The sequence below is a fragment of the Rhizobium sp. Leaf371 genome (assembly GCF_001424045.1).
Taxonomy (GTDB): domain Bacteria; phylum Pseudomonadota; class Alphaproteobacteria; order Rhizobiales; family Rhizobiaceae; genus Ferranicluibacter.
Genome location: NZ_LMQB01000024.1, coordinates 154,735 through 179,654, shown reverse-complemented (window position 1 = coordinate 179,654; position 24,920 = coordinate 154,735). Strand labels below are relative to the sequence as shown.

At 65.7% G+C, this 24,920-nt stretch carries 19 protein-coding genes; 16 read left to right on the top strand and 3 right to left on the bottom strand.

All coding sequences use genetic code 11. The features are described 5' to 3' along the window. The first annotated feature begins 56 nt into the window (after positions 1-56). The 12 genes from tolB (at position 57) to serA (ending at position 15,117) form a co-directional block, all read left to right on the top strand. The gene (tolB, locus tag ASG39_RS14955) at positions 57-1,361 is read left to right on the top strand and encodes a Tol-Pal system beta propeller repeat protein TolB (RefSeq protein ID WP_062595769.1); all 1,305 of its coding nucleotides are present in this window, start codon (positions 57-59) and stop codon (positions 1,359-1,361) included. Between the two features lie 200 nt (positions 1,362-1,561). Next, positions 1,562-2,098 (top strand): peptidoglycan-associated lipoprotein Pal, encoded by a 537-nt coding sequence (gene pal, locus ASG39_RS14950; RefSeq protein ID WP_062595768.1) that lies wholly within the window; start codon positions 1,562-1,564, stop codon positions 2,096-2,098. A 234-nt stretch (positions 2,099-2,332) separates the two neighbouring features. Beyond that, the gene (gene ybgF / locus ASG39_RS14945; RefSeq protein ID WP_062595767.1) at positions 2,333-3,421 is read left to right on the top strand and encodes a tol-pal system protein YbgF; all 1,089 of its coding nucleotides are present in this window, start codon (positions 2,333-2,335) and stop codon (positions 3,419-3,421) included. After that, positions 3,421-4,938 carry a tRNA lysidine(34) synthetase TilS gene (gene tilS / locus ASG39_RS14940; RefSeq protein ID WP_082477270.1) on the top strand — a complete coding sequence of 506 codons (1,518 nt, stop codon included), beginning with the start codon at positions 3,421-3,423 and terminating at the stop codon, positions 4,936-4,938. The genes ybgF and tilS overlap by 1 nt, the downstream gene beginning before the upstream one ends. Before the next feature lie 104 nt (positions 4,939-5,042). Then, a complete protein-coding gene (ftsH, locus tag ASG39_RS14935) occupies positions 5,043-6,980 on the top strand; it encodes an ATP-dependent zinc metalloprotease FtsH (protein WP_062595766.1) in 1,938 nt (645 codons plus the stop codon). An 855-nt stretch (positions 6,981-7,835) separates the two neighbouring features. After that, positions 7,836-9,188: a phosphoglucosamine mutase gene (gene glmM, locus ASG39_RS14925; protein WP_062595764.1), complete on the top strand. Its 1,353-nt coding sequence runs from the start codon at positions 7,836-7,838 to the stop codon at positions 9,186-9,188. A 180-nt stretch (positions 9,189-9,368) separates the two neighbouring features. Then, positions 9,369-10,202 carry an outer membrane protein gene (locus tag ASG39_RS14920; RefSeq protein ID WP_062595763.1) on the top strand — a complete coding sequence of 278 codons (834 nt, stop codon included), beginning with the start codon at positions 9,369-9,371 and terminating at the stop codon, positions 10,200-10,202. Between the two features lie 194 nt (positions 10,203-10,396). Then, complete coding sequence (locus ASG39_RS14915) at positions 10,397-10,720, top strand: hypothetical protein (RefSeq protein ID WP_062595762.1); 324 nt, start codon at positions 10,397-10,399, stop codon at positions 10,718-10,720. A 114-nt stretch (positions 10,721-10,834) separates the two neighbouring features. Continuing rightward, positions 10,835-11,608: an outer membrane protein gene (locus ASG39_RS14910; RefSeq protein WP_082477269.1), complete on the top strand. Its 774-nt coding sequence runs from the start codon at positions 10,835-10,837 to the stop codon at positions 11,606-11,608. Between the two features lie 136 nt (positions 11,609-11,744). Further along, a complete protein-coding gene (locus ASG39_RS14905) occupies positions 11,745-12,071 on the top strand; it encodes a hypothetical protein (protein WP_062595761.1) in 327 nt (108 codons plus the stop codon). Positions 12,072-12,243: 172 nt separating this feature from the next. Next, positions 12,244-13,422: a phosphoserine transaminase gene (locus ASG39_RS14900; protein WP_062595760.1), complete on the top strand. Its 1,179-nt coding sequence runs from the start codon at positions 12,244-12,246 to the stop codon at positions 13,420-13,422. A gap of 99 nt (positions 13,423-13,521) precedes the next feature. After that, a complete protein-coding gene (gene serA, locus ASG39_RS14895; protein ID WP_062595759.1) occupies positions 13,522-15,117 on the top strand; it encodes a phosphoglycerate dehydrogenase in 1,596 nt (531 codons plus the stop codon). 157 nt (positions 15,118-15,274) lie between these two features. Here the strand turns inward: serA and ASG39_RS14890 are convergent, their stop codons facing one another. Next, a complete protein-coding gene (locus ASG39_RS14890; protein ID WP_062595758.1) occupies positions 15,275-16,165 on the bottom strand; it encodes a DMT family transporter in 891 nt (296 codons plus the stop codon). A gap of 295 nt (positions 16,166-16,460) precedes the next feature. Between ASG39_RS14890 and ASG39_RS14885 the strand changes: the two genes are divergently transcribed. Next, complete coding sequence (locus ASG39_RS14885) at positions 16,461-17,759, top strand: adenylosuccinate synthase (protein ID WP_062595757.1); 1,299 nt, start codon at positions 16,461-16,463, stop codon at positions 17,757-17,759. 241 nt (positions 17,760-18,000) lie between these two features. Continuing rightward, positions 18,001-20,733: a hypothetical protein gene (locus tag ASG39_RS24250; RefSeq protein ID WP_062595756.1), complete on the top strand. Its 2,733-nt coding sequence runs from the start codon at positions 18,001-18,003 to the stop codon at positions 20,731-20,733. Here the strand turns inward: ASG39_RS24250 and ASG39_RS14875 are convergent. After that, positions 20,730-21,245: a hypothetical protein gene (locus ASG39_RS14875; RefSeq protein ID WP_244481246.1), complete on the bottom strand. Its 516-nt coding sequence runs from the start codon at positions 21,243-21,245 to the stop codon at positions 20,730-20,732. The genes ASG39_RS24250 and ASG39_RS14875 overlap by 4 nt on opposite strands. A gap of 156 nt (positions 21,246-21,401) precedes the next feature. Beyond that, positions 21,402-22,154 carry an outer membrane beta-barrel protein gene (locus ASG39_RS14870; RefSeq protein WP_062595755.1) on the bottom strand — a complete coding sequence of 251 codons (753 nt, stop codon included), beginning with the start codon at positions 22,152-22,154 and terminating at the stop codon, positions 21,402-21,404. 311 nt (positions 22,155-22,465) lie between these two features. Here ASG39_RS14870 and ASG39_RS14865 point away from each other — a divergent pair, with 311 nt between their 5' ends. Continuing rightward, positions 22,466-23,644, top strand: coding sequence for an alpha/beta fold hydrolase (locus ASG39_RS14865; protein ID WP_062595995.1), 1,179 nt, complete (start codon positions 22,466-22,468; stop codon positions 23,642-23,644). A 196-nt stretch (positions 23,645-23,840) separates the two neighbouring features. Next, positions 23,841-24,917 (top strand): DUF4105 domain-containing protein, encoded by a 1,077-nt coding sequence (locus ASG39_RS14860; protein WP_062595754.1) that lies wholly within the window; start codon positions 23,841-23,843, stop codon positions 24,915-24,917. Positions 24,918-24,920 lie beyond the last annotated feature (3 nt).

The following is a 24,920-nucleotide window of genomic DNA, read 5'->3' as shown; positions in this document are numbered from 1 at the left end:
CGCTTCGCGGGATGGCCGTCATCATACCGAATGGACTGCTGAGAGGCTCCGTAATCATGCTTAGACGCACCTTTTTCCGGCTCTTCGTCGCGTTGACGGGTCTGGTCGCTGTTGCGACCGGCCCGGCGCATGCGCGCGTCGAGATCAACATCAACCGGGGCAATGTCGAGCCGCTGCCGATCGCCATCACCGACTTCCTGCAAGGGGAGATGGGGCAGAAGATCTCGGACGTCGTGGCGGCCGACCTGAAACGGTCGGGCCTGTTCGCGCCGGTCGATCGCAAGGCCTTCATCGAGAAGGTCACCAATCCGGATGCGCCGCCGCGCTTTGAAGACTGGCGCGTGCTCAACGTGCAGGCGCTCGTCACCGGCCGCGTGACGCAGGAGGGCGATGGCCGCCTGAAGGCCCAGTTCCGCCTGTGGGATGCCACCGCGCAGAACCAGATCACCGGCCAGCAATATTTCACCCAGCCGGAAAACTGGCGCCGTCTCGCCCACATCATCGCGGACGCGATCTACAAGGAAATCACCGGCGAAGAGGGCTATTTCGATACCCGCGTCGTCTATGTCGCCGAAAGCGGCCCGAAGACGGCCCGCAAGCGCCAGCTCGCCATCATGGACCAGGACGGCGCCAATGCGCGCGCCATCACCAATTCCAACGACATCGTGCTGACGCCGCGCTTCTCGCCGAGCCGCCAGGAAATCACCTATATGTCGTTCGAGGGCCAGGAGCCGCGGGTCTACCTGCTGCAGCTGGAAACCGGACAGCGCGAGGTGGTCGGCAACTTCCCCGGCATGACCTTCGCGCCGCGCTTCTCGCCGGATGGCCAGCGCGTCATCATGAGCCTCCAGCAGGAGGGCAACGCCAATATCTACACGATGGACCTGCGATCGCGCACGACGACGCGCCTGACCTCGACGCCGGCCATCGATACCTCGCCGTCCTATTCGCCGGACGGTGCGCGCATCGTGTTCGAAAGCGACCGCGGCGGCCGTCAGCAGCTCTACGTCATGGGGGCGGACGGCTCCGGCCAGACGCGCATCTCGTTCGGCGACGGCTCCTATTCGACGCCGGTCTGGTCGCCCCGCGGCGACCTCATCGCCTTCACCAAGCAGTCGGGCGGCAAGTTCTCGATCGGCGTGATGAAGCCGGACGGCTCGGGCGAGCGTATCCTGACCTCGGGCTTCCACAATGAAGGCCCGACCTGGGCGCCGAACGGCCGCGTGCTGATGTTCTTCCGCCAGGATGCCGGTGCCGGCGGTCCGCAGCTCTATTCCATCGACCTCACGGGCTATAACGAGCAGCGCGTCGCCACGCAGGGCTTTGCTTCCGACCCGGCCTGGTCGCCGCTTCTGGAATAGCCAGATCTCGCGATTGCGGTGGGAAATGGGGCCAAATGCCGCTTTCCCGCCGCAAAAGACGGATTACGACCCACGCGATGGTCGCGTGTTGAGAGAGTTTTAACCATCTCCGTTGCATGAAGGTTAACCGCTTCCGGTTACAGTTCGGCAACCCTAAACTTCACGTCTTCCCGACCTTCGCTTACCAAGGAGACCGGCTCATGAGCCGCATTCACGTCCCGGCCACAGGCCGTCTTCAGTCCCTCGCACGCAATCCCGTCGCGATCGCCCTGTTCCTGTCGCTGGCCATTACAGGCTGCGCCTCCAAGAAGAACAACATGCCGAACGATGCCGCCGGCCTCGGCCTCGGCGCCGGCGGTTCGGCAACGCCGGGCTCCCAGCAGGACTTCACGGTCAATGTCGGCGACCGCATCTTCTTCGACACGGACTCGTCGTCCATCCGCGCCGATGCCCAGGCGACCCTGTCGCGCCAGGCACAGTGGCTGGCCAAGTATCCGAACTACCAGATCACCGTCGAAGGCCATGCCGACGAACGCGGCACGCGCGAATACAACCTGGCGCTCGGCGCCCGTCGCGCCGCCGCCGCCAAGGAGTTCCTCTCGGGCCAGGGCGTTCCGGCCGGCCGCATGCGCACCATCTCCTACGGCAAGGAAAAGCCGGTCGCCGTCTGCGACGACATTTCCTGCTGGTCGCAGAACCGCCGCTCGGTCACCGTTCTCGGCGGCGGCAACATGTAAGTCTCGAACGACCGGTTTCGGCGGGCACACGGCTCGCCGGTCCCGCGCGTCGACACGAGCTTTTGGTTGGGGGAGGCGGTCCGCAAGGGCCGCCTTTCTTTTTCGTCACACTTTGACCGAACTCCGTTGCTTTTTGCAGGCAATTGGAAAACTGTGCGGCGGTTGCAGTGCGGTAGAGGCGGGCTTCCTTCGCCTCGGCCTGCGACATGATCGGTATCGAACGGGACACATGACATGAAGAACATTGTCGTGGCAGCCATGATCGGTCTTGGCGCCTTCGGGTCGCTGAGCCAGCCCGTGACTGCCATGCCGCTTTCCGGCTGGTTGGACAAGACGTTCCACCGCAACGACACGAAGCCCGCGCCACAAGCGCCAGTGCTGAAGGTACAGGCCAGCGAGGCCGGGCGCATCGGGCAACTCGAGGAAACGATCCGCTCCCTCAACGGGCGTATCGAGGAAATGAGCTTCCAGCTCCTGCAGATGCAGGAGCAGATCCGGAAGTTCCAGGAAGACAACGAATTGCGCTTTCAGGATCTCGAAGGCGGCAAGCCTGCGGCTCCGCGCAAGAGCGGGGCGCTCGAAACGCCGCGCACCTCCAACGAGGCCATGGCGACCACCGGTCGCACGGCACCGTCGGCAACCGTTACCGATCCCGGCGCAAGCACGGGATCGGAGACGGCCGCCCGCGGCGTGCCGGGCGTTGCCCCGGGCGCGGCCACCGGCTCTCAGGGCAGCCTGCCGACGACGCTCGGCCAGATCATCCTCGACGATGCCGGCAACCCGATCGGCACCAATGCGGAAAACCTGCCGGATCCCGGTGCTAATCCGGGTGCCGGGCCGGGCACCGACATCGGCTCGGTCGCTTCCACCGATCCGAACACGCGCGCCGCGCCCGGCCTCAATTCCACGCCCGAGACCGAGCAGCAGACCGCGAGCCTCGACAATCCCGGCGATCTCTACCAGTCGGCCTATGGCCATGTGCTCTCGGGCGATTACAGCCAGGCCGAAAACGAGTTCCGCGACTATCTCGAAGCCTTCCCCAAGGGCGAGAAGGCGGCGGATGCCAGCTTCTGGATGGGCGAGGCCCAATATTCCCAGGGCAAGTTCAACGACAGCGCCAAGACGTTCCTCAATGCGCATCAGGCCTTTTCCAAGTCGCCCAAGGCGCCGGAAATGCTCCTGAAGCTCGGCATGTCGCTGGCCGCGCTCGACAACAAGGAAACCGCCTGCGCGACGCTGCGCGAGGTCGGCAAGCGCTATCCCAAGGCCTCGCCTGCGGTGAAGGCCAAGGTCACGAGCGAGCAGAGCCGCCTGTCCTGCTGATGCGGCCGCCCGCGCCGGCCGATGCCGATGCCGAGACGTCCGAGCCCGAGCGTGCGACGCTTGCGACACCCGAGCCCGGCATTGGCCAGCCCCACATCGACCAGCCCCACATCGACCAGCCCCACATCGACCAGCCCCGCATCGACCAGCCCATCGCTGCGGCCCATCATTTCCTCACGCGCCTGCACCCATCGTCCACCATCCTCGTCGCCGTCTCCGGCGGCAGCGATTCGATCGGCCTGCTCCTCGCCCTTCATCACGCGCTGAAGACGTTCGGCGCGCCCCATCGCCTCGTCGCCTGCACCATTGATCACGCCCTGCGCCCCGGGTCCGCGGCCGAGGCTGCGGCCGTCGCCCGGCGCTGCCAGGGGCTCGGCATCCCCCACCATGTCGCCCGCTGGTCGCATTCAGGCGTCACCTCCGGCCTGCAGGCGGAAGCGCGTCTCGCCCGCTACCGCCTCCTCTGCGCAGCGGCCGAGACCTTCGGGGCCGATCTCGTCGTCACCGGCCATTCCGCCGACGACCAGGCGGAGACCATCGCCATGCGCGCCGCCCGGAGCCGGCAGGGCGGGGTGGATCGCGACCGTATCCCCCTCGAAATGCCTCCCATCGGCCTGCCTCCCATAGGCCTGGCCGGCATGGCGGACGCCGTTCTCTTCGGCCGCCGGCTCTGGATCTGCCGACCGTTTCTTGGCATTCGCCGGCAGGCCGTGCGGGAGATGCTGACATCGCGCGGGGAGGGCTGGATCGACGATCCGAGCAATGACGATCCCCGTTTCGAGCGCGTCCGTATCCGCAAGGCCGGACCCCGGCCCTCGGCGGCGGAAGCCGAAACCGCCCCGCCGGATGCCGCAGCAGGGCGCCTCCGCTCCGCAGCTCTCCTGTCGGACCGTCTCACGCGCCATGTCCGCATCCATGAGGCCGTGGCCGCCGAGATCGCGCTTGCCGATCTCGACCTTGCCGATGCCGGTTGGCAGCGTCTGCTCGCGCTTCTCGCCGCCACGCTCGCCGGAAAGCCGCATCCGATCGGGCAGGAGACCGTCGCCCGCCTGGTCTCGTCTCTGGGCGATCCCGCGGCCACCGCCGCCACCGCCGGCAGCTGCGTGTTCGAGCGGCGCGGCGGGCGCCTGTTCGTCTATCGCGAGCGCCGCAATCTCCCGCCGCCCTTAATCGTCGCACCCGGCCAGTCCATCGTCTGGGACGGCCGATTCACGGTCGAGAACACGGGCGCAGTCCCGCTCACGGTAAAGGCCGGCGGAGATCCCGCGCTGACGGCAAGGATCACCTCCCGAGACATCCCCGCCGGCATCGCCGGCCGCGTCGGTCGAGCCTCTCCCCAGATGCTCTCCCCGGATGGCACCCCCGCCGGAAACGAGGCCTTTTGCCTCAGCCCGGTCATCGCGCCCTACGACACCTTTTTGCCGCGTTTCGACCTGATGATCGCGCAAAGCATGGCCGCAAAGATCGGCCGCGCGCCCTATCCGGCCTGTCCGGTTGACGATATCGCGATGAAATGATCAGCCAAAAGGCGGATTGCCTTGGCAAGGCCTCTCGCGAACCCTATGTTAGCGAAGAAATATGAGCCCCGGTCGCGGGGCCAGCACCGGTTCCGGGGAGTTCGATGAACCCTAATTTTCGTAATCTTGCCCTCTGGGCCATTATCGCTCTGTTGCTGATAGCGCTGTTCAGCATGTTTCAGCAGCCGTCCGAGCGAAGCGGCTCGCGGGAAGTTCCGTTCTCGCAGTTCCTGAAGGATGTCGATGGCAGCCGCGTCAAGGACGTTGTTATCACCGGCAACAAGGTGCTCGGCACCTATAACGAGAGCGGCGCGACCTTCCAGACCTATGCGCCCTCCGTGGACACGGCGCTGACCGAGCGGCTCGAAGCCAAGAACGTGACGGTCACCGTCCGTCCGGAAACGGATGGGTCGAACGGCTTCCTGAGCTTCATCGGCACGCTGCTCCCCATGCTGCTGATCCTCGGCGTTTGGCTGTTCTTCATGCGGCAGATGCAGGGCGGCTCGCGCGGCGCCATGGGTTTTGGCAAGTCCAAGGCGAAGCTCCTCACCGAAGCGCATGGCCGCATCACTTTCGATGACGTCGCCGGCGTGGACGAAGCCAAGCAGGATCTCGAGGAAATCGTCGAATTCCTGCGCGATCCGCAAAAATTCCAGCGCCTCGGCGGTCGCATTCCGCGCGGCGTTCTGCTCGTCGGCCCTCCGGGCACCGGCAAGACGCTGCTCGCCCGCTCGGTCGCCGGCGAAGCCAATGTGCCGTTCTTCACGATCTCGGGTTCGGACTTCGTCGAAATGTTCGTCGGTGTCGGCGCCAGCCGCGTCCGCGACATGTTCGAGCAGGCCAAGAAGAATGCGCCCTGCATCATCTTCATCGACGAAATTGATGCCGTCGGTCGTCACCGCGGTGCGGGTCTCGGCGGCGGCAACGACGAACGCGAGCAGACGCTGAACCAGCTCTTGGTCGAAATGGACGGCTTCGAGGCGAACGAGGGCATCATCCTCATCGCCGCGACCAACCGTCCCGACGTTCTCGATCCCGCGCTGCTGCGTCCGGGCCGCTTTGACCGTCAGGTCGTCGTTCCCAACCCGGATATCAACGGCCGCGAGCGTATCCTCAAGGTTCACGTCCGCAACGTGCCGCTCGCACCGAACGTCGATCTGAAGATCCTCGCCCGCGGTACGCCCGGCTTTTCCGGTGCGGACCTGATGAACCTCGTCAACGAATCCGCCCTGATGGCCGCCCGCCGCAACAAGCGCGTCGTCACCATGGCCGAGTTCGAGGATGCCAAGGACAAGATCATGATGGGTGCGGAACGCCGCAACTCCGCCATGACCGAGTCCGAGAAGAAGCTGACGGCCTATCACGAAGCCGGCCATGCCATTGTCGCACTCAAGGTTCCCGCTGCCGATCCGCTGCACAAGGCCACCATCATTCCGCGCGGTCGCGCGCTCGGCATGGTCATGCAGCTGCCCGAGGGCGACCGCTATTCGATGAGCTACAAGTGGATGGTCTCGCGCCTCGCCATCATGATGGGCGGCCGCGTTGCCGAGGAAATCACTTTCGGCAAGGAAAACATCACCTCCGGCGCGTCGTCCGATATCGAGCAGGCGACCAAGCTTGCCCGCGCCATGGTCACGCAGTGGGGCTTCTCCGACCAGCTCGGCCAGGTCTCCTACGGCGAAAACCAGCAGGAAGTCTTCCTCGGCCACTCCGTCTCGCAGTCGAAGAACGTGTCGGAAGCCACGGCGCAGAAGATCGACAACGAGGTGCGCCGGCTGATCGACGAGGCCTATGACGAGGCCCGCCGGATCATCACCGACATGAACTCGCAGTTCGTGGCGGTGGCGGAAGGCCTGTTGGAATACGAAACGCTGACCGGGGAAGAAATCAAGGCGCTGATCCGCGGCGACAAGCCCGCCCGCGACCTCGGCGACGACTCGCCGCCGCATCGCGGCTCGGCCGTCCCCTCGACCGGCACCAAGAAGGACGGCACCACGCCGAAGGGCGAAGCCGAAGGCGGTCTGGAGCCGCAGCCGCAATAAGGCGCGAGCCTGAACCACCCTCAGCACGACCCCCGACATCGACATCCTCCGGCGCAAGCCGGAGGATTTTTTCTGTCGGGCCATCCTTTTTTTCGCGCTTTCTTTTCCCCGCCCGATTTTTCCAGCACCATACTGGCCTCGTCCCGTTATCGGATGCACCGGAAGGCGTTCCGGCGAGGCGGGGCCGGTGCCGATTGTGAGGGGATGACGCACATCCTCATCGTCGGGCTCGTCCCGTTATCGGATGCACCGGAAGGCGTTCCGGCGAGGCGGGGCCGGTGCCGATTGTGAGGGGATGACGCACATCCTCATCGTCGGGCTCGCGAAAAGGCCGTCAGCCGTGGGACCTCAGAAAGGCCTGCGGTGTGGCGATGTCATACAAGAGGCGGCGATCGTTGAAACCGCGATCGTCCTGTGAAACCTGGCAAGGCGGCGGCAAGCCGCGCCGTGACTGCCGGACGCGCTCTCGGGTGAAGCCGAGGGAATCCTCTTCGAGACGGCCGGGCTGCGGGAAAAACCACCGAACGAGGCGCTGGAAGATGTCATCTTCCAACTTCTACTTACCGCGGCAGCTTCCAGCGCCTCGTCCGAACTGTTTCCCCCACGGCGCGTCCCGCGTGCGTGGTTCTCGGCGCGTCTGCCGTCCGCATTTCGGGTCAGCTTTGCGAAGGTAACGACGTGTAATCATTTCTGATGGCCCGGAGGATGCCGTTTTCTGCGTGTCTGTGGCAGAAGGACGACGACGCACCGCGCGTGCGAAGAAGACAGGGGCGTCCGGCCCGGCCTCGCCTTCGGGCAGACGGCCAGCAGAAGACGGCCAGCACAAGACGGTTTGGACGATAGGATGGAGCGATCATGAAGCGCAGATATTTCGGCACCGACGGCATTCGCGGGCAGTCCAACATTTTCCCGATGACGCCGGATCTCGCCATGCGGGTCGGCATCGCCGTCGGCACCATCTTCCGGCGCGGCGCCCACCGCCACCGGGTCGTCATCGGCAAGGATACGCGGCTGTCCGGCTATATGCTGGAGAACGCCATGGTCGCCGGCTTCACCGCGGCGGGTGTCGATGCCTTCGTCCTCGGCCCCATTCCCACGCCCGCCGTCGCCATGCTGACGCGGTCGCTGCGCGCGGATATCGGCGTGATGATCTCCGCCTCGCACAATCCGTTCGAGGACAACGGCATCAAGCTGTTCGGCCCGGACGGCTACAAGCTTTCGGACGATATCGAGAGCCAGATCGAGGAACTGCTCGACCAGGACCTGTCGATGCAGCTCGCCCGCTCCAACGAGATCGGCCGCGCCAAGCGCATCGACGGCGTCCATGACCGCTATATCGAGCATGCCAAGCGCACGCTGCCCCGCGACGTCACGCTCAAGGGCCTGCGCATCGCCATCGATTGCGCCAATGGCGCCGCCTACAAGGTCGCGCCCGCCGCCCTCTGGGAGCTCGGTGCGGACGTGGTGTCGATCGGCACCGAGCCGAACGGTACCAATATCAATCTGGATTGCGGCTCCACCAGCCCGGCGGCGCTGTCGAAGAAGGTGCACGAGGTGCGCGCCGATATCGGCATCGCGCTCGATGGCGATGCCGACCGCGTGCTGATCGTGGACGAGAAGGGCAGCATCGTCGATGGCGACCAGCTGATGGCCGTCATCGCCGATAGCTGGGCGGCCGAAGGCACCCTGCGCGGCGGCGGCATCGTCGCCACCGTCATGTCCAATCTCGGGCTCGAGCGCTATCTGCAGAGCCGCAAGCTGTCGCTCCAGCGCACCAAGGTCGGCGACCGCTATGTGGTCGAGCATATGCGCGAGAAGGGCTTCAACATCGGCGGCGAGCAGTCCGGCCATATCGTCCTGTCGGATTTCGGCACGACGGGCGATGGCCTCGTTGCCGCGTTGCAGGTGCTCTCCAGCGTCAAGCGGCTCGGCAAGCCCGTGAGCGAGATCTGCCACAAGTTCACCCCCGTGCCGCAGGTGCTGAAAAACGTGCGCGTCTCCGCCGGTGCGCCGCTCGAAGACAATGCCGTGCGCCAGGCGATCGCCGATGCCGAGGCCGCGCTGTCGAAGACCGGCCGCCTGCTCATCCGCCCCTCCGGCACCGAGCCTCTGATCCGCGTCATGGCGGAAGGCGACGATCGCGGCCAGGTGGAGCGCATCGTCGACGAGCTCGTCTCCGTCATCGGCTCGGCCCGACACGCGGCTTAAGCGTCCCAACACGGATGATCGACGTTTGAAACCCGGCTTCGGCCGGGTTTTTTTATCTCGAAACAAGGTGAAGATTTGTGGTTAAGCGCAGCTTAACCAATCTCCGTCATGATGCCCGTCAACAGGACGGTCGGGCTGCACGATGAGGTGGGCTGACACAACATTGTAATGGAGTGAGCCATGAAGACTATCGTGCTCGGCGTTGTGGCAGCTATGCTGACCGGCACCGTCGCCTTTGCCGCCGACCTCTATCAGCCCCCGCTCGAACCCGTCGTCGAAGCAGCCCCCGTCGAGGTCAGCGAAGCCAGCGGCTGGTATCTGCGCGGCGATGTCGGCTACGCCTTCACCAAGCTGCGCGGCGCGAAATTCTACCAGGGATCGAATTCCTACGAGCGCGATTTCGACAGCTACGATCTCGACGACACCTGGACCGGCGGCATCGGCGTCGGTTACCAGATCACCAAGCACCTGCGCACGGATCTGACGCTCGATCACCTCGGCAAGACCGATTTCGAAGGCTCCACCAGCGGCAGCTGCGGCGTCGCCACGTTCTGCACCTCGCGCGACATTTCCTCGATGACCGCCTGGAGCCTGATGGCCAACGCCTATGTCGATATCGGCACCTACGGCATCTTCACCCCGTATGTCGGCGCCGGCATCGGCGGCACGCAGGTGCGCTGGGACAAGCTGAAGAACACCAGCTGCGAATCCGGCAACCCCAACAATTGCGACGACACGTTCGAGCATGGCGGCAAGCGCAAGTGGCGCTTCACCTACGGCCTCATGGCCGGTACGGCGATCGACATCACCTGCAACCTGCAGGCCGACGTCGGCTATCGCTTCCGCCAGATCGTCGGCGGCGACATGTTCGGCTATAAGGCGAGCGGCGGCCCCGGCCGCGACAAGGGCATCAATGTCCACGAAGCCCGCGCCGGCCTGCGCTACAACTTCGGCGGTTGCGATCAGGCAGCCTATGTGCCGGACTATCCGGTCGAACAGCCCGTCTACAAGTAAGCATCCCCTGTCCGAAATGCCGCAAAGCCGCCTCGCAAGGGCGGCTTTCGTGCGTTTCCGGCACACGAAGCGGGTGGCCTGTTGACGCCGTCTTAACCAGCATGGCGGGCGGTGCCGTGGGTTGCTTGTGCGCTCCGCCTCGCGGGTTAGGGTCGATCCCGGATGATTCGATGAAAACTTGACGGGACGCGACGATGGAAAGACACTTCTGGCGGATCACCGGCCATAGCGGCATGGACCAGATTTTCGAGCGGATCGTGCCCGTGGACAGCCTGTCGGATGCCGCCGTGTGCCTCCTTCTCCAGTGCCTTGTGGCCCGCGAGGTCGATATCAACGCCTTGATCGACGGTCTCGGCCAGCCGGGCACTGCCGGCGCCGGCCCGCTCGATGTCCGCCGGGATCCCGGACCGCCGGTGCACTACAGGCTTGCCGAGGCGGATGTCGTTTTCGAGGCGAGCGTCATGGCGGAGCGTCCCGCGTCCTTTGCAGATGCCCGCAACGCCGGGCTTGCCGCCTGAGAGGGCGCCCCCGCGTTAACGCGGCATTAACCATACCGGCCCAAAAGTTAACGCCTGTTCCTCCCCCGGTCGCCTGATTCGCGGACCGGCGGGGCACCGGCAATCGAGGGCTCCATGACGCGTCTTTCACATTCGGGCACTGCAGGATCGGTCGTTCCGGGCCGCGCGACCATCGCGGCAGCCTTCCTCGCGGCAGGCCTCGGTCTCTCGCCGGCGGCACAGGCCGAGGATGTGCTCCTGTCGGCGCCAGAGGTCACCATCGCAGCCGAGACCGTCTCGACCGGCCTCTATCTCCGCGCCGATCTCGGCGTGGCCGCCTTCCGCCCCGATACCGGCTCCGACCTCTCGGTCGGCGGCACCCGCAGCCGCTTCGACGACGATCGCTTCGACCGTCCCGTCTCCGGCACGCTCGGCCTCGGCTACCGCTTCACCGACATCCTGCGCGCCGATATCACCGCGGACCTCTTCGAGGGCCGTTTCTCCGGCACCAGCGACGCGACCGGGACCACCGCGCGCTACCGGGCCGATCTGCGCGGCGTCGGCATCATGGCGAACGGCTATGTGGATCTGGCGACCGTCGCCGGCTTCACCCCCTATCTCGGCGCCGGCATCGGTGCCACCTCGCTCGACTGGAACGATGTCACCGCGAAATCCGGCGGCGTCCCCATCTCGGGGAGCGACTACGCGGGCGACAGCAGCTGGCGCTTCACCTATGCCCTCATGGCCGGCGCCTCCTACGATCTCACCGAGCGTCTGAAGCTCGATATCAGCTACCGCTATTCCGACATCGCGGCCGGCGACATGTTCGCCCGAGCCGGCGAGACGGCGCGCGACGACGGCCTGTCCCGCCACGAAGTCCGCGCCGGCCTGCGCTTCCAGCTCTACTAGGGCATTCCAGCCGAAGCGGGATCGCTTCGGCGTCGGACGATGCGGTAAAGACAAAGATCTCGCCTGGTCGGGATGAACGAGGCGGGCGGAACCTTGTTGCGGTCCGGTTGTTCTGGCTCCAACAGAGGAGCCCGCCATGACCGATATCGGAAACCCCATCCCCCGCGGCACGATCGATCCCGACGACACCACCGAGGGCCACACCGACGCCCCGCTGGTCGATGAGGCGCTCGCCGCCAAGGAAGACCAGTCCTCCAGCGACGCCGCCGACACGGTGACCGCGCTGAAGGCGGAGATCGAGACGCTCCGCAGCCGCATTTCGAAGCGCCGCGCCGACGCCGTCGAAACGATCCGCACCACCGTTCATACCACCGTCAACGATCACCCGATGACCAGCCTCGCGGCGGCCCTCCTGGCCGGCTACGCCCTGGCGCTCGCCGTCCATGGCGGCCGGTCGCGCTAGGGTGCGCGCCGCGTCGCCTCGACAATATCCGGGCACGGGATCCCCGGCCTGACAGTCGGCGGCCGGATGGCACCGTCGAATTTTGTCTTGCCTTCCATGAGCGGTTTCTGTATCTGCGAGGGCAGGACACGCCTCCCTAACGAGGTGCTTTCTATCTGGAAGGGTAGCCATCATGAATACGACTGCGACACCGGACCTCCGTCCGGCGAACACCCATTTTTCGTCTGGACCTTGCTCCAAGCGCCCCGGTTGGTCGCTGGATGCACTCTCCGATGCACCGCTCGGCCGGTCGCATCGCGCCAAGGTCGGCAAAGCCAAGCTCAAACAAGCCATCGATCTGACCCGTGAGGTCCTGAACGTGCCGGCGGACTACCGCATCGGCATCGTTCCCGCCTCCGACACGGGCGCCGTGGAAATGGCGATGTGGTCGCTGCTGGGCGAGCGCGGCGTCGACATGGTCGCCTGGGAAAGTTTTGGCTCCGGCTGGGTTTCCGACGTCGTCAAGGAGCTGAAGCTCCCCGACGCCCGCAAGATCACCGCCGATTACGGCAAGCTGCCCGATCTCTCCACGATCGATTTCAATCGCGATGTCGTCTTCACCTGGAACGGCACCACCTCTGGCGTCCGCGTTCCCAACGCCGATTTCATTCCCGCCGACCGCCAGGGCCTGACGATCTGCGACGCGACCTCCGGCGCCTTCGCGCAGGACCTCGATTTCTCCAAGCTCGATGTCGTCACCTTTTCCTGGCAGAAGGTGCTGGGCGGCGAGGGCGGTCATGGCGTGCTCATCCTGTCCCCGCGCGCCGTCGCGCGTCTGGAAAGCTACACTCCGGCTTGGCCGCTGCCGAAGATTTTTCGCATGACCAAGGGCGGCAAGATCGTCGAAGGCATTTTCCAGGGCGAGACGATCAACACGCCCTCCATGCTCTGCGTCGAGGATTACATCGATGCGCTGCAATGGGCGAAGTCGCTCGGCGGCCTCAACGCGCTGATGGCGCGGGCGGATGCCAATGCGCAGGTCATCTTCGATTATGTCGAGAAGACCGACTGGATCGCCAATCTGGCCGACGTCGCCGAGACCCGCTCCAACACGTCCGTCTGCCTCAGGATCGTGGATCCCGCCGTCACGGCGCTTGCGCCCGACCAGCAGGACGCCTTTGCCAAGGGCATGGTGGCACTGCTCGAAAAGCAGGGCGTCGCCCATGATATCGGCGCCTATCGCGATGCCCCCTCGGGCTTCCGCATTTGGGCCGGCGCGACCATCGACACCGCCGACCTCCAGGCGCTGATGCCCTGGTTCGACTGGGCATTTGCAACCCAGAAGGCCGCGCAGCTCAAGGCCGCCGCTTAAAAAAGCCGGCTCGGCAGGGCCGCGCCCCGGCGCGCGGTCCCGTTGCCTTTCACCGCATCATCCGTTTTTTTGAAGACGTTTTACCAGTGGAGGCCTCTCATGGCACCTCGCGTTCTCGTATCCGACGAACTGTCGGAAACCGCCGTCCAGATCTTTCGCGATCGCGGCGTCGATGTCGATTTCCAGCCGCAGCTCGGCAAGGACAAGGACAAGCTCGCCGAGATCATCGGCAATTATGACGGCCTCGCCATCCGCTCCGCCACCAAGGCAACGGAAAAGCTGATCGCCGCTGCGACCAATCTCAAGGTCATCGGCCGCGCCGGCATCGGCGTCGACAATGTCGATATCCCCGCGGCCTCGCGCCGCGGCATCATCGTCATGAACACGCCGTTCGGCAATTCCATCACGACGGCCGAACACGCGATCGCGCTGATGTTCGCCGTCGCCCGCCAGCTGCCCGCCGCCGATACCTCGACGCAGGCCGGCAAGTGGGAAAAATCCAAGTTCATGGGCGTCGAGATCACCGGCAAGACGCTCGGCGTCATCGGCGCCGGCAATATCGGCTCGATCGTCATCTCGCGCGCCATCGGCCTCAAGATGCATGTCGTCGCCTACGACCCCTTCCTGTCCAAGGAGCGCGCCGAGGAAATGGGCGTGACCAAGGTCGAACTCGACGAGCTGCTCGCCCGCGCCGATTTCATTACCCTGCACGTGCCGATGACCGACAAGACGCGCGGCATCCTCAATGCCGAAGCGCTGGCCAAGACCAAGCCCGGCGTGCGGATCATCAACTGCGCCCGCGGCGGTCTGGTGGATGAGGCGGCCCTCGCCGAAGCCATCAGGTCCGGCCATGTCGCCGGCGCCGGCTTCGACGTGTTCGAGACCGAGCCCGCCAAGGAAAGCCCGCTGTTCGGCCTGCCGAACGTGGTCTGCACCCCACATCTCGGCGCCGCCACCACGGAAGCGCAGGAGAACGTCGCGCTGCAGGTGGCCGAGCAGATGTCGGATTATCTGGTCAAGGGGGCCGTCTCCAACGCGATCAACATGCCCTCGATCACGGCGGAAGAAGCCCCGATCCTGAAGCCGTTCATCCGTCTTGCCGACGTGCTCGGCGCCTTCGTCGGCCAGGTCACGGACAGCGCGATCAAGGAAATCGAGATCCTCTATGACGGCTCCACCGCCGCCATGAACACCAAGGCTCTGACGAGCGCGGCGCTGGCCGGCCTCATCCGCAGCCAGGTGTCGGATGTCAACATGGTTTCCGCGCCGATCATGATCAAGGAAAAGGGCGTCATCCTGTCCGAGGTCAAGCGCGACAAGACCGGCGTGTTCGACGGCTACATCAAGCTGACGGTGACGACCGACAACCAGACGCGCTCGGTCGCCGGCACGGTATTCTCGGATGGCAAGCCGCGCTTCATCCAGATCAAGGACATCAACCTCGATGCCGACGTCGGCAGCCACATGGTCTACATCACCAACACCGACGTTCCCGGCATGATCGGCTTCATCGGCAAGACGTTCGGCGATGCCGGCGTCAACATCGCCAACTTCCAGCTCGGCCGCAAGGATGCGGGCTCGGACGCCATCGCGCTCCTCTACGTCGACGGCCCCGTACCGGACAGCCTCCTCCAGACCCTCACCGACAACCCGGCCATCCGCCACGCCAAGCCACTGGTCTTCAACGTCGAGTAAGCCGAAGCGCAAAGGCCTGACGATAGGATTGGAAGCGCCGGATCTTTTGTCAGGTCCGGCGCTTTTGCGTGAAGTCGCGGCGGGACCGCAGAGGGGGCGGGGGATCTGCGGATGGCGATTGCAGCCGGGGAAGCCCCGACGCGGAGACAAAGGCGCCCTAAGCCTGCGCCTTCGGCCGCCCCTTTTCCGCGACCGCGATGCCGACAAGCGCCAGAACCAAAGCGATGACGTGGAAGGTGTGGAGCGTCTCGCCGATCAGCGCGATCGAGAGGAGCGTGCCGAAGATGGGGATGAGGTTGATGAACAGGCCGGCGCGGTTGGGACCGATGAGCTCGACGCCGCGCACATAGAGGATCTGCGAGACCAGCGACGGGAAGATGCCGGCATAGGCGACGATGATCCAGCCGGTGGTGTCGGGCCAGATCATCGCGCCGGCGGTGCTTTCCCAGACCATCAGGGGCACGCTGCTCAGAAGCGCTGCAAAGGCGGAGACGGCGATCAGGCTCTTCCAGTGGATGCCCGGCTTGTAGCGCAGCGTCACCGTATAGCCGGCATAGACGAGCACCGCGAACATCATCAGCGCATCGCCGCGGTTGAGGTCGAGCGCGAGCAGGGTCGAGAGGTCGCCGTGCGAGGCGGTGAGCGCGACCGCAAACAGGGTCAGCACGAAGCCGAACCACTGGGCGATCGACACGCCGGTGCGAAACAGCACGAAATTCATGGCGAAGATCACGATGGGGACCGCCGCCTGCTCGATCACCGCATTGATCGCGCTGGTATATTGCAGGGCGGAATAGAGCGAGGCATTGAAGGCGGTGAAGCCGACGGCGCCGTAGCTGAAGAGCAGCAGCCAGTGACGGCGGATCAGCGGCCAGTCCTTGCGCAGCGCGGGAACGGCGATGGCGAGCAGCAGTGCGCAGGCGATCATCCAGCGCATGCCCGTCAGCAGCATGGGGCTGACATGGCCAACGGCGATCTTGCCGGCCACGGAGTTGCCGCCCCAGATGAAGGTGGTCAGGGCAAGGATCAGATAGGCCTGGATGTTCAAGGCTGAAATTCCATCTCGCACAGGTGGGGCCGAGCGTTTCGCGACGCGCCCTTTCCGCTGCATATCGCGTAAAGCGCGGCGTTGCCATGCAAAAAGCCCTGATTTCCGGGCAAACGGAATAGCTTTTGAAAAAACGAGGCAGTATAGATGCGCGGGTTTGCAGCCCCGGATCATGGGCCGGGATGCAGGACCATGGGTCGGTGCGGGCGCTCATTGCCGGACGAGGCAGGGCGTTTTCGTGCGAGGCGAAGATGAGCGCGGATGAAAACGCGCGCTTGCAGACAGGAAAAACGAAATGACGAATGTCGTGGTTGTCGGATCGCAATGGGGTGACGAGGGCAAGGGCAAGATCGTCGACTGGCTCTCCGAACGCGCCGATGTCGTCGTCCGCTTCCAGGGCGGGCACAATGCCGGCCATACGCTCGTGATCGACGGCACCAGCTACAAGCTGTCGCTGCTGCCCTCCGGCGTCGTGCGTCCGGGCAAGCTCGCCGTCATCGGCAATGGCGTCGTCATCGATCCGCATGCGCTGATCGCCGAGATCGAGAAGCTGGACGGGCAGGGCGTCACCATCACGCCGGAAAACCTGCGCATCGCCGACAATGCGACGCTGATCCTGTCGCTGCACCGCGAGCTGGACGGCATCCGCGAGGATGCGGCCTCCAACAGCGGCACGAAGATCGGCACCACCCGCCGCGGCATCGGCCCGGCTTACGAAGACAAGGTCGGCCGCCGCGCCATCCGCGTCATGGATCTGGCCGATCTCTCGACCCTGCCGGCCAAGGTCGATCGTCTGCTGACCCATCACAACGCGCTGCGCCGCGGTCTTAACGAAGCCGAAGTCAGCCATGCCGCGATCATGGAGGAGCTGTCCTCGATCGCCGCACGCGTGCTGCCGTTCATGGATACGGTCTGGCTGCTGCTCGACCGCCTGCGCCGCAAGGGCGCGCGCATCCTGTTCGAGGGCGCGCAGGGCACGCTGCTCGACATCGACCACGGCACCTATCCCTTCGTCACCTCGTCCAACACGGTGGCCGGCCAGGCCGCTGCCGGTTCGGGCATGGGGCCGGGATCGCTCGGCTATATCCTCGGGATTACCAAGGCCTATACGACGCGCGTTGGCGAAGGCCCGTTCCCGACCGAGCTTCACGACGAGATCGGCCAGTTTCTCGGCGAAAAGGGCCATGAATTCGGCACCGTGACGGGGCGCAAGCGCCGCTGCGGCTGGTTCGATGCGGCGCTCGTGCGTCAGTCGGTCGCCACCAACGGCATCACGGGGATCGCGCTGACGAAGCTCGATGTGCTGGACGGACTGAAGGAGCTGAAGATCTGCGTCGGCTATACGCTCGACGGCGTCGAGATCGACCATCTGCCGGCCAGCCAGGCCAGCCAGGCCCGGGTCGAGCCCGTCTATGTGACGCTCGAAGGCTGGCAGGAGTCCACGGTCGGCGCGCGCAGCTGGGCCGACCTGCCGGCCCAGGCGATCAAATACGTCCGCCAGGTGGAAGAACTCATCGGCGCACCGGTCGCTCTCCTGTCTACAAGTCCGGAGCGCGACGACACGATACTTGTTACCGATCCGTTTGAGGACTAGGTTAACAAGCCTGTAACGGGGTGATGACAAAGGCGAAAAGCGCGGGTTTTGCAGAGATCCCGCGCTTGCGCCGTATCAAGTATCGGCTTAATCACCCCGAAGGGTTGAAAGAAAGTTTTCGATGGCGGATTTTGTAGCAGTTATTCGCAGGACCGTGGACGGCCTGTCCGACAACAGTCCGGACATGCGCTCCAGGGTATACGAAAAGGCCCGAGGCGCCGTCCGCCGTCAGCTTGAAAGCATGAAGCCTCGTCCCTCCGACGAGATGATCGACCGGCAGATGGGCAAGCTCGAAGCGGCCATCACCGAGGTGGAGGCCAGCCACGCCGCAGCGCCGGCAGTGGATGCGGTGCCGATGCCGGTGCCGGTGGCTGCGGCCGCAGCGGTTGCCGCCCCGGCTTTCGCGCCCGTCGACGACGCCCCTCCCGAGAGCGCACTTTCCGAAAATGCGCCAGCAGAAGATACGGCGCCCGAAGAGACGGCGCCCGAATATACGCAGGCCGAAGCCGCTCCCGCCGTCGAGGATGCGCCGGCCGAGGTTGCCTTCCAGCAGCCGCCCGTGCCCTACGACGTCACGCATGTGGCGCCGGACCAGCCGGTCGAAGCCGCGCCGATCGTGCCTGAGCCGGAAGATACGCCGTATTCCGAGCCGGAGCCCGTCGCGGACGTCGCGCCCGAACCGGTCTATGAAGAGCCCGCCGACGAACCTGCGCAAGCCGCAGACGTGCCGGCCTATGAGCCCTATTCCGAGCCGGAGCCTGAGGTTTATCACGCGCCCGAAGCTTACGCCGAGCCCGCCGCCGAACCGGACGCCGATCGGTATCAGCCGGAAGCGGCCTCTACGCCGGTCGAGGATTTTTCCTATCTGCAGGAACCGGTCTCGCACCCGGAAGACGCGGCCATCGAGCCCGTCGATGAGAACGACACGGTCGCCTCCGAAGAGGCCGTCGAGCCCGAGCCGGTCACCGATGAGCCAGAGCCCCTGGAGGAGCCCGCGCCCGTCGAGGAGCCCGTTCAGGATTGGGCCTATCTCCCCTACAGCGCACCGGAGCCAGACGCCGAACCGGCCTCGATCGCGCCGGAGACCATCGAGCCGGAACAGCCGGCGCACGCGCCGGTGTCCTATGAGCCCGCACCCGTCGTGGAGCCGGTCGCAGCGTCGAGCGATGTCAGCGCCATGCCGTCTGCGAGCTGGGATCTGCCGGAATGGAACGAGGCCCCGATTGATCCGGTCGCCGAGCCGGTCGCCGAACCGATTGTCGAGCCAGCCGCGGAACAGCCCGTCGCGGAACAGCCAGCCGAGCAGACGTATGAGCTCGCCGGCGATCATGCCGCCACGCCGGTCACCGGCCATATCGAGCCCGTCTGGACGGAAGCGGTCGAGACCCATCCGGCCGAACAGGCCGCCGATCCCCATGACGACTGGCGGGACGAGACGCTCGCCGATGCCGTGCCGGTCGTCCTGCCGGCCGTGTCCGGTGGGCTGACGCCCGAGGGCGAGCCATCGCATTCCTGGGCGCTGGACGAGACCGATCCCTTCCAGCAGGAGGTCCGCCCCGAGGGACCCGAAAGCGTCGAGCCTGCCGTGTCCGACTGGTCCTGGCCGGTCGATCGCAGCAACGAGACCGAGCGGACAGAGGCCGGCGACGAGCCGCCGCCGCCGCAGAACTGGGACGAGATCGACAGCCTGCTTGCCGCCGGCGGCGCTGCGGCCGCCGCCCAGACCGGCCGTTCGGCGCTCGATCCGACCGAGGCGCCTGCCGCGCCGCGTCGTCCGGCCTCCTATCGTGCCGAGCCGCGCAAGTCGGCCTTCAGCATCAAGCGGATCGTCTCCGTGCTCGTCCTCCTGCTCGTCTTCGGCGGCGGCGGATATGCCTATTGGATGAACCGCGATGCGGTGAACGGCTGGGTGACGGAGACGATCGCCTCGCTCAACACGGCGCCGCCGACTGCGAGCAATGGTGGAGCTTCGGCGACCGGCACCGGCGGTGCGGCGTCGGGAACCGCCGCCAGCGGCAATGCGACGACCGATGTCGCCTCGGCCGAGCCGAACACCAAGTTCACCCAGCGCCTGCAGACGGATGGCAGCGAGGTCGACGAGGGTGCGGCCCAGCCGCCGGCCGGCGAAAGTGCGGCGCAGGAAGGCAAATCCGTGGCCGCCCAGACCGAGGCGAGCCGTCCTGTCGATACGGCCGACGCATCGGCAACCGCGACCCCGCCTGCGGCGGGAACGCAGGCCACGACGCCCGATACGGCGCAGGCCGACCCCTCGGCGACCACGCCCGGCATCGGACCGGAGACGACACCCGAGACCAGCCCCGAGACCACCCCCGGGACCACACCGGCCTCGGATGCGCAGACCCCACCGGTCAGCCCGACCGGCGCGCCGGACGAGGCCACGACCCAGATGCCGGCCGGTGCCCAGAAGATGTTCCTCTATGAGGAGCGTCTCGGCCAGACGGCCCCCACCGCCATCGAAGGTGGCGTGGCGTGGTCGCTCAAGGAGGAAGCGCCGGAAGCCGGGCAGCGTCCCGAGCCGGTCATCCAGGCGCAGATCACCGTGCCGGATCGCGGCCTGACCGCGCTGATGACGATCAAGCGCAACACCGACACGTCGCTGCCGGCCAGCCATACGATCGAGTTCGTGTTCTCGCTGCCGGAGAACTTCGAGGGCGGCAGCATCGACAGCGTCCAGCGCGTCGCCATGAAGCGCAACGAGCAGGATCGCGGCGATCCGCTGATCGCGGTGCCGGCGAAGATCACCGACGACTTCCACATGATCGCTCTCAACGATTTCCCCGAGGCCGTCACCACCAATCTCGACCTGATGCGCACGCGCTCCTGGATCGATATTCCCCTGACCTATCGCAACGGCCGCCGTGCGCTGCTGACGCTCGAAAAGGGGACGGCCGGCACCGAGGCCTTCACCAAGGCGCTCGCCGCCTGGAGCCAGGCACGCCCCGCCGGGAACTAGCCGCCATGGCCGTCCGGGATCGCCTCGCGCGGTCCCGGATGCGGCGCCCGGCCTGACCCGGCTGACGGCTCGATCTTGAAGACGTCGTCGCCCACGAACAGCACGACATAGCCGCCTTTCGCCTCGGCCTCTGCGGCCCAGCGTGCGAGCAGCGCCTTGTAGGGCGCCTGCTGCCAGATCGTGGGGTGATCGGGATCGACCAGCACGGTCGTCTGCGGTCCCTGCTCGTAGACCATCATCTTTGCGACCAGCGGGTCCCATTCCGGTGCGAGATCCGGCCGCGTCATCCAGCCACAGAGAAAGTCCCGGCAGAGGTTCGGGCGCTCGGGATAGATGGTGCAGCCGCGCCCGGCAGCGCAGTGGCGGCACCAGGCATTGGCCGGCTTGTCCAGCGCGTCGATATCCGGCAGGCGGCAGCAGAGCGTGCAGGTCCGGCAGGCGCGACCTTCAACCGAAACGGGGAGGGGCGTCGTCGTCCCCGTTGCGGGCGGCGGAAAGTCTGCGGGTGTCACGAACGGTCGTGCCTTTTCCTGTCGGTCTGTTTGTCGGCAAGCCTGCCCCTCGGTTTTCGATCCAAACTCGACCGGCCGGGCTTTAAAATCAAGACGACACGAAAAAGCCGGCTGGTGGGACCAGCCGGCTTTTTGCAGTCAGGGGGCGAAGAGCCCTTAGAAGGTCTTGCGGAAGCCGACCATGACGGCGTGGCTGCGGAAATCCGTTTCCGAGCGCGAACCGTCGCGGGCCGTGAAGGAGAAGTTGTCGGCAGCGGTGAAGCGGTAACCGATGTCGAACGTGGTGTTGGTCAGCAGGGCGAAGTTGGTGAACAGGCCGAGCTCCTGGATGTTGATGCCGACGCCGGCGTCCAGGTGGTAGGCGAAGCGCGTGTCGTCATCGTCCATCAGCGTGGCGCCGAAGCCGCCGCCGACAGCGCCCTGGCGACGCAGTTCGAGGTTCATGACACCGGCGCCGCCGCCGACGTAAGGCGTGATTGCGGAAAGCGCGCCGCCGAGCGGGATGTCGAGGTAGCCGTTGACATAACCCTGGATGGTGCGGGCATCGCCATAGCTGTCGATGGAGGGGAGGGGACCGATGCCGCGAACGCTGTGATTGTCGACCGACGCGTTGCCCATGCCGACTTCCAGTTCGATGCGGGGCGTGACGAAGCCCATCTCGCCGAAGCTGTAACCGGCGCGAACGCCCGTGTAGTAGCCGACGTCGTAGTCGGTGTTGACGGTAAAGCCACCGACATCGAACGACGTGTCGTCGAGGAAGGTCAGGCTGCTGACCGAGCCGAGGTAGAAGCCGCCACTGGTTTCAACGACGACCGGGCCGACCGGCTCCGTCAGATCGGCAGCGCGGACGATGGAGCCGGAAGCCGCGAGAGCGACGCCAGCCAGCAGGATCTTGGTCAAACGGGTCATGAAGATATCCTTCGGAAAGAGGGCGGCGCCACCAGTCTATGTGCGTCGTGTGATGGGTAAGTAGCCGGATTTTTTTCGGCGTGTAGAGGAGATCCGCGTAAATCACGGCGCACAGGATCTCGAAAAATGGGGCTGTTGCATGAAAGTCACGAATGCGCCCTTGGCGTGTGTCGGAAAATGTTGAGGATGAAAGCGCGAGATGGTCAGGCGGGCGGCATCCCTCTATGGTGCGCGAGACGGTGTGCGCAGCCTTTCTCGGGGTGCGCGCGCCCGCCTGCACAACCATAAGCTTGAACGTTTGGGGAAACCTGATGACCGCGATTCACGCCGGTGCCGCCGCCTTGCCGCGTGTCCGCTTTGCCGTCCGTTTCCTGCTGCTCGCCGTCCTTGCCGGGCTTGCCGGCTGCGCCAACCGGCCACCGGCGGCCGTGCTCGATCCTGTGCCCAATTCCGTGGCCGTTTCGGCCGGGCAGCCGACCAAGGCGGCATCCGGAGCCAGGTCGCTGACGCTCTTTGCCGTCACCAATCGCGCGCGGGACGGCGATGGCTTTGACAGCGGCCGTGCTCGCACACTCACCTATGAGCGCTACCGGCTGTCGATCCCCGCATCGCACAAGCCGGCGGCAATCGAATATCCGTCCACGCATCCGGACCCTGAAAAAACGATGACGGTGCGCGAACGCCGCAGGCTCGACCAGCGCAGCATGGTGGCCGCCATCGTGGCCCAGCCGGGGTTTGACGGCACGGTCGGTCTGTTCGTCCATGGTTTCAACTATCGCTATCAGGAGGGCGTGTTCCGGCTGGCGCAGATGGCGGCGGATTCGCGCAGCAAGGCGATGCCGGTGCTGTTTTCCTGGCCGTCGGAAGGCGCGCTGTCCGGCTACCTCGCCGATCGCGATGCCGTGCTGTTTTCGCGCGACGATCTGGTCTCGCTGATGGCGGCGCTCAGCGAAACGGGAAAGGTGCGCCAGATCCTGCTGTTCGGCCACAGCATGGGCGGCTTTCTCATCATGGAATCGGTGCGCCAGTTGCGGCTGACGGATCGCGGCGATGTGCTCGACAAGCTGTCGGTCGTCCTTGCCGCCCCCGATATCGACGCGGACCTGTTTCGCCGGCAGATGGATGTGATCGGCCGGCTGCGGTCGCCGCTGGTGCTGCTCGTCTCGCCGCAGGACGAGGCGCTCGCGGCATCGAGCCTGCTCAGCGGTGCGCGCCCGCGGGTCGGGCGTCTCGACGTCGAGGATCCCAAGGTGCGGGAGACGGCCAGGGCCTATGGCGTGCTCGTGGTCGATATCACCTCGCTCGATGCGCCGGACGGCCTCGGCCATGATCGCTATGCGAGCCTTGCGGCGATCGCCCCGCAGATCGGCGCGCTCGGCCGGCCCGGTGCGGCGACGCCGACGGATGTCGGTGCCTTCATTCTCGATGCGGCGGGTCAGGTCGTGGCGAGCCCCTTCACCGTCGCCGGCCGCATCCTGTCGCCGCGCTGAGGCGCCTTGATTTGGGGCCTTGATTTTGGGGCATGTCGTCATCGCGAAACCGCGGCCCGCTTTCGCGCGACATGCGCTGGCTCTCTGGTGTCCCGCAGTCTGCGTGGCGGAGGCGACTCCGCTTTGGGGAGACATGCTCTAGTTAAGCCTCTGCGGATGCACCCCATCGGCATCGTCCCTTCACGAGGTTTCCTGCATGCGCCTGATCACGACCCTTGCCACCGGCCTTGTCGGCATCCTTCTGCTCCTGCTGGCGCTGCTCGCCACTGGCTGGACGGCGCTGGCGCTCTGGTACCGCATTCCGGGCGACGGGCTGGTGCGCGGCGGCGCGGTTTGTCTCTGGGTCGTGTTCATTGTCGGCCTCGTGCTGTTCGGCCGGCGGCATCCGCTGCCCGCCATCGGCATCTTCCTCGTCGGGCTGATCGCCGTGGGGCTCTGGTGGCAGACGATCCGCCCGCGGCTCGATCGCGACTGGGCGCCGGATGTGGCCCGCACGGTGACGGGCACGATCGGGCCAACTCAGGGTGACACGGGTGAGGGTGACACGGGTGAGGGCGAAGCGGGTGAGGGCGCTGGGGGGAAAGCGGGCAATCTCGTCACGCTTCACAATGTGCGCAACTTCCGCTGGACGAGCGAGCGCGATGCCGAGCCGCTGTGGGAAACGCGCCGGTACGATCTCGACACCATCACCGGCACCGATCTCATCCTGTCCTATTGGGGCATGGATGCCATCGCCCATACGCTGGTCAGCTTCAGCTTTGCCGATGGCCGGCACGTGGTCTTCTCGGTGGAGATCCGCCGCGAGACGACCGAGGAATTCTCCTCCATCGCCGGATTCTTCAAGAGCTACGAGCTCGCCTTTATCGCCGCGGACGAGAGCGACATCCTGTATCTGCGAACCAATATGCGGCGGGAGGACACCTATCTCTATCCTCTGGCCCTGCCGCGGCAGGCGGCCGCCGCCCTGTTCCTCACCTATGTCAACGCCGCCAATGCGCGGGCCGAGACGCCGCAATTCTACGATACGCTGACCAGCAACTGCACCACCGTGATCTTCGATCTCGCCCGTCTGGTGACGCCCGGCATTCCCATGGACTGGCGCATCCTGCTGTCGGGCTATCTCCCGAGCTATCTCATCGACCAGAATGCCACGCTCTGGAAACTGCCGGAGAAGGAACTGCGCGCGAAAGCCGCCATCAGCGCCAAGGCGCAGGCGCACCCGACCAACGGTCCCGACTATTCCACGATCATCCGCGCCGAGCCCACGCCCTGAGCC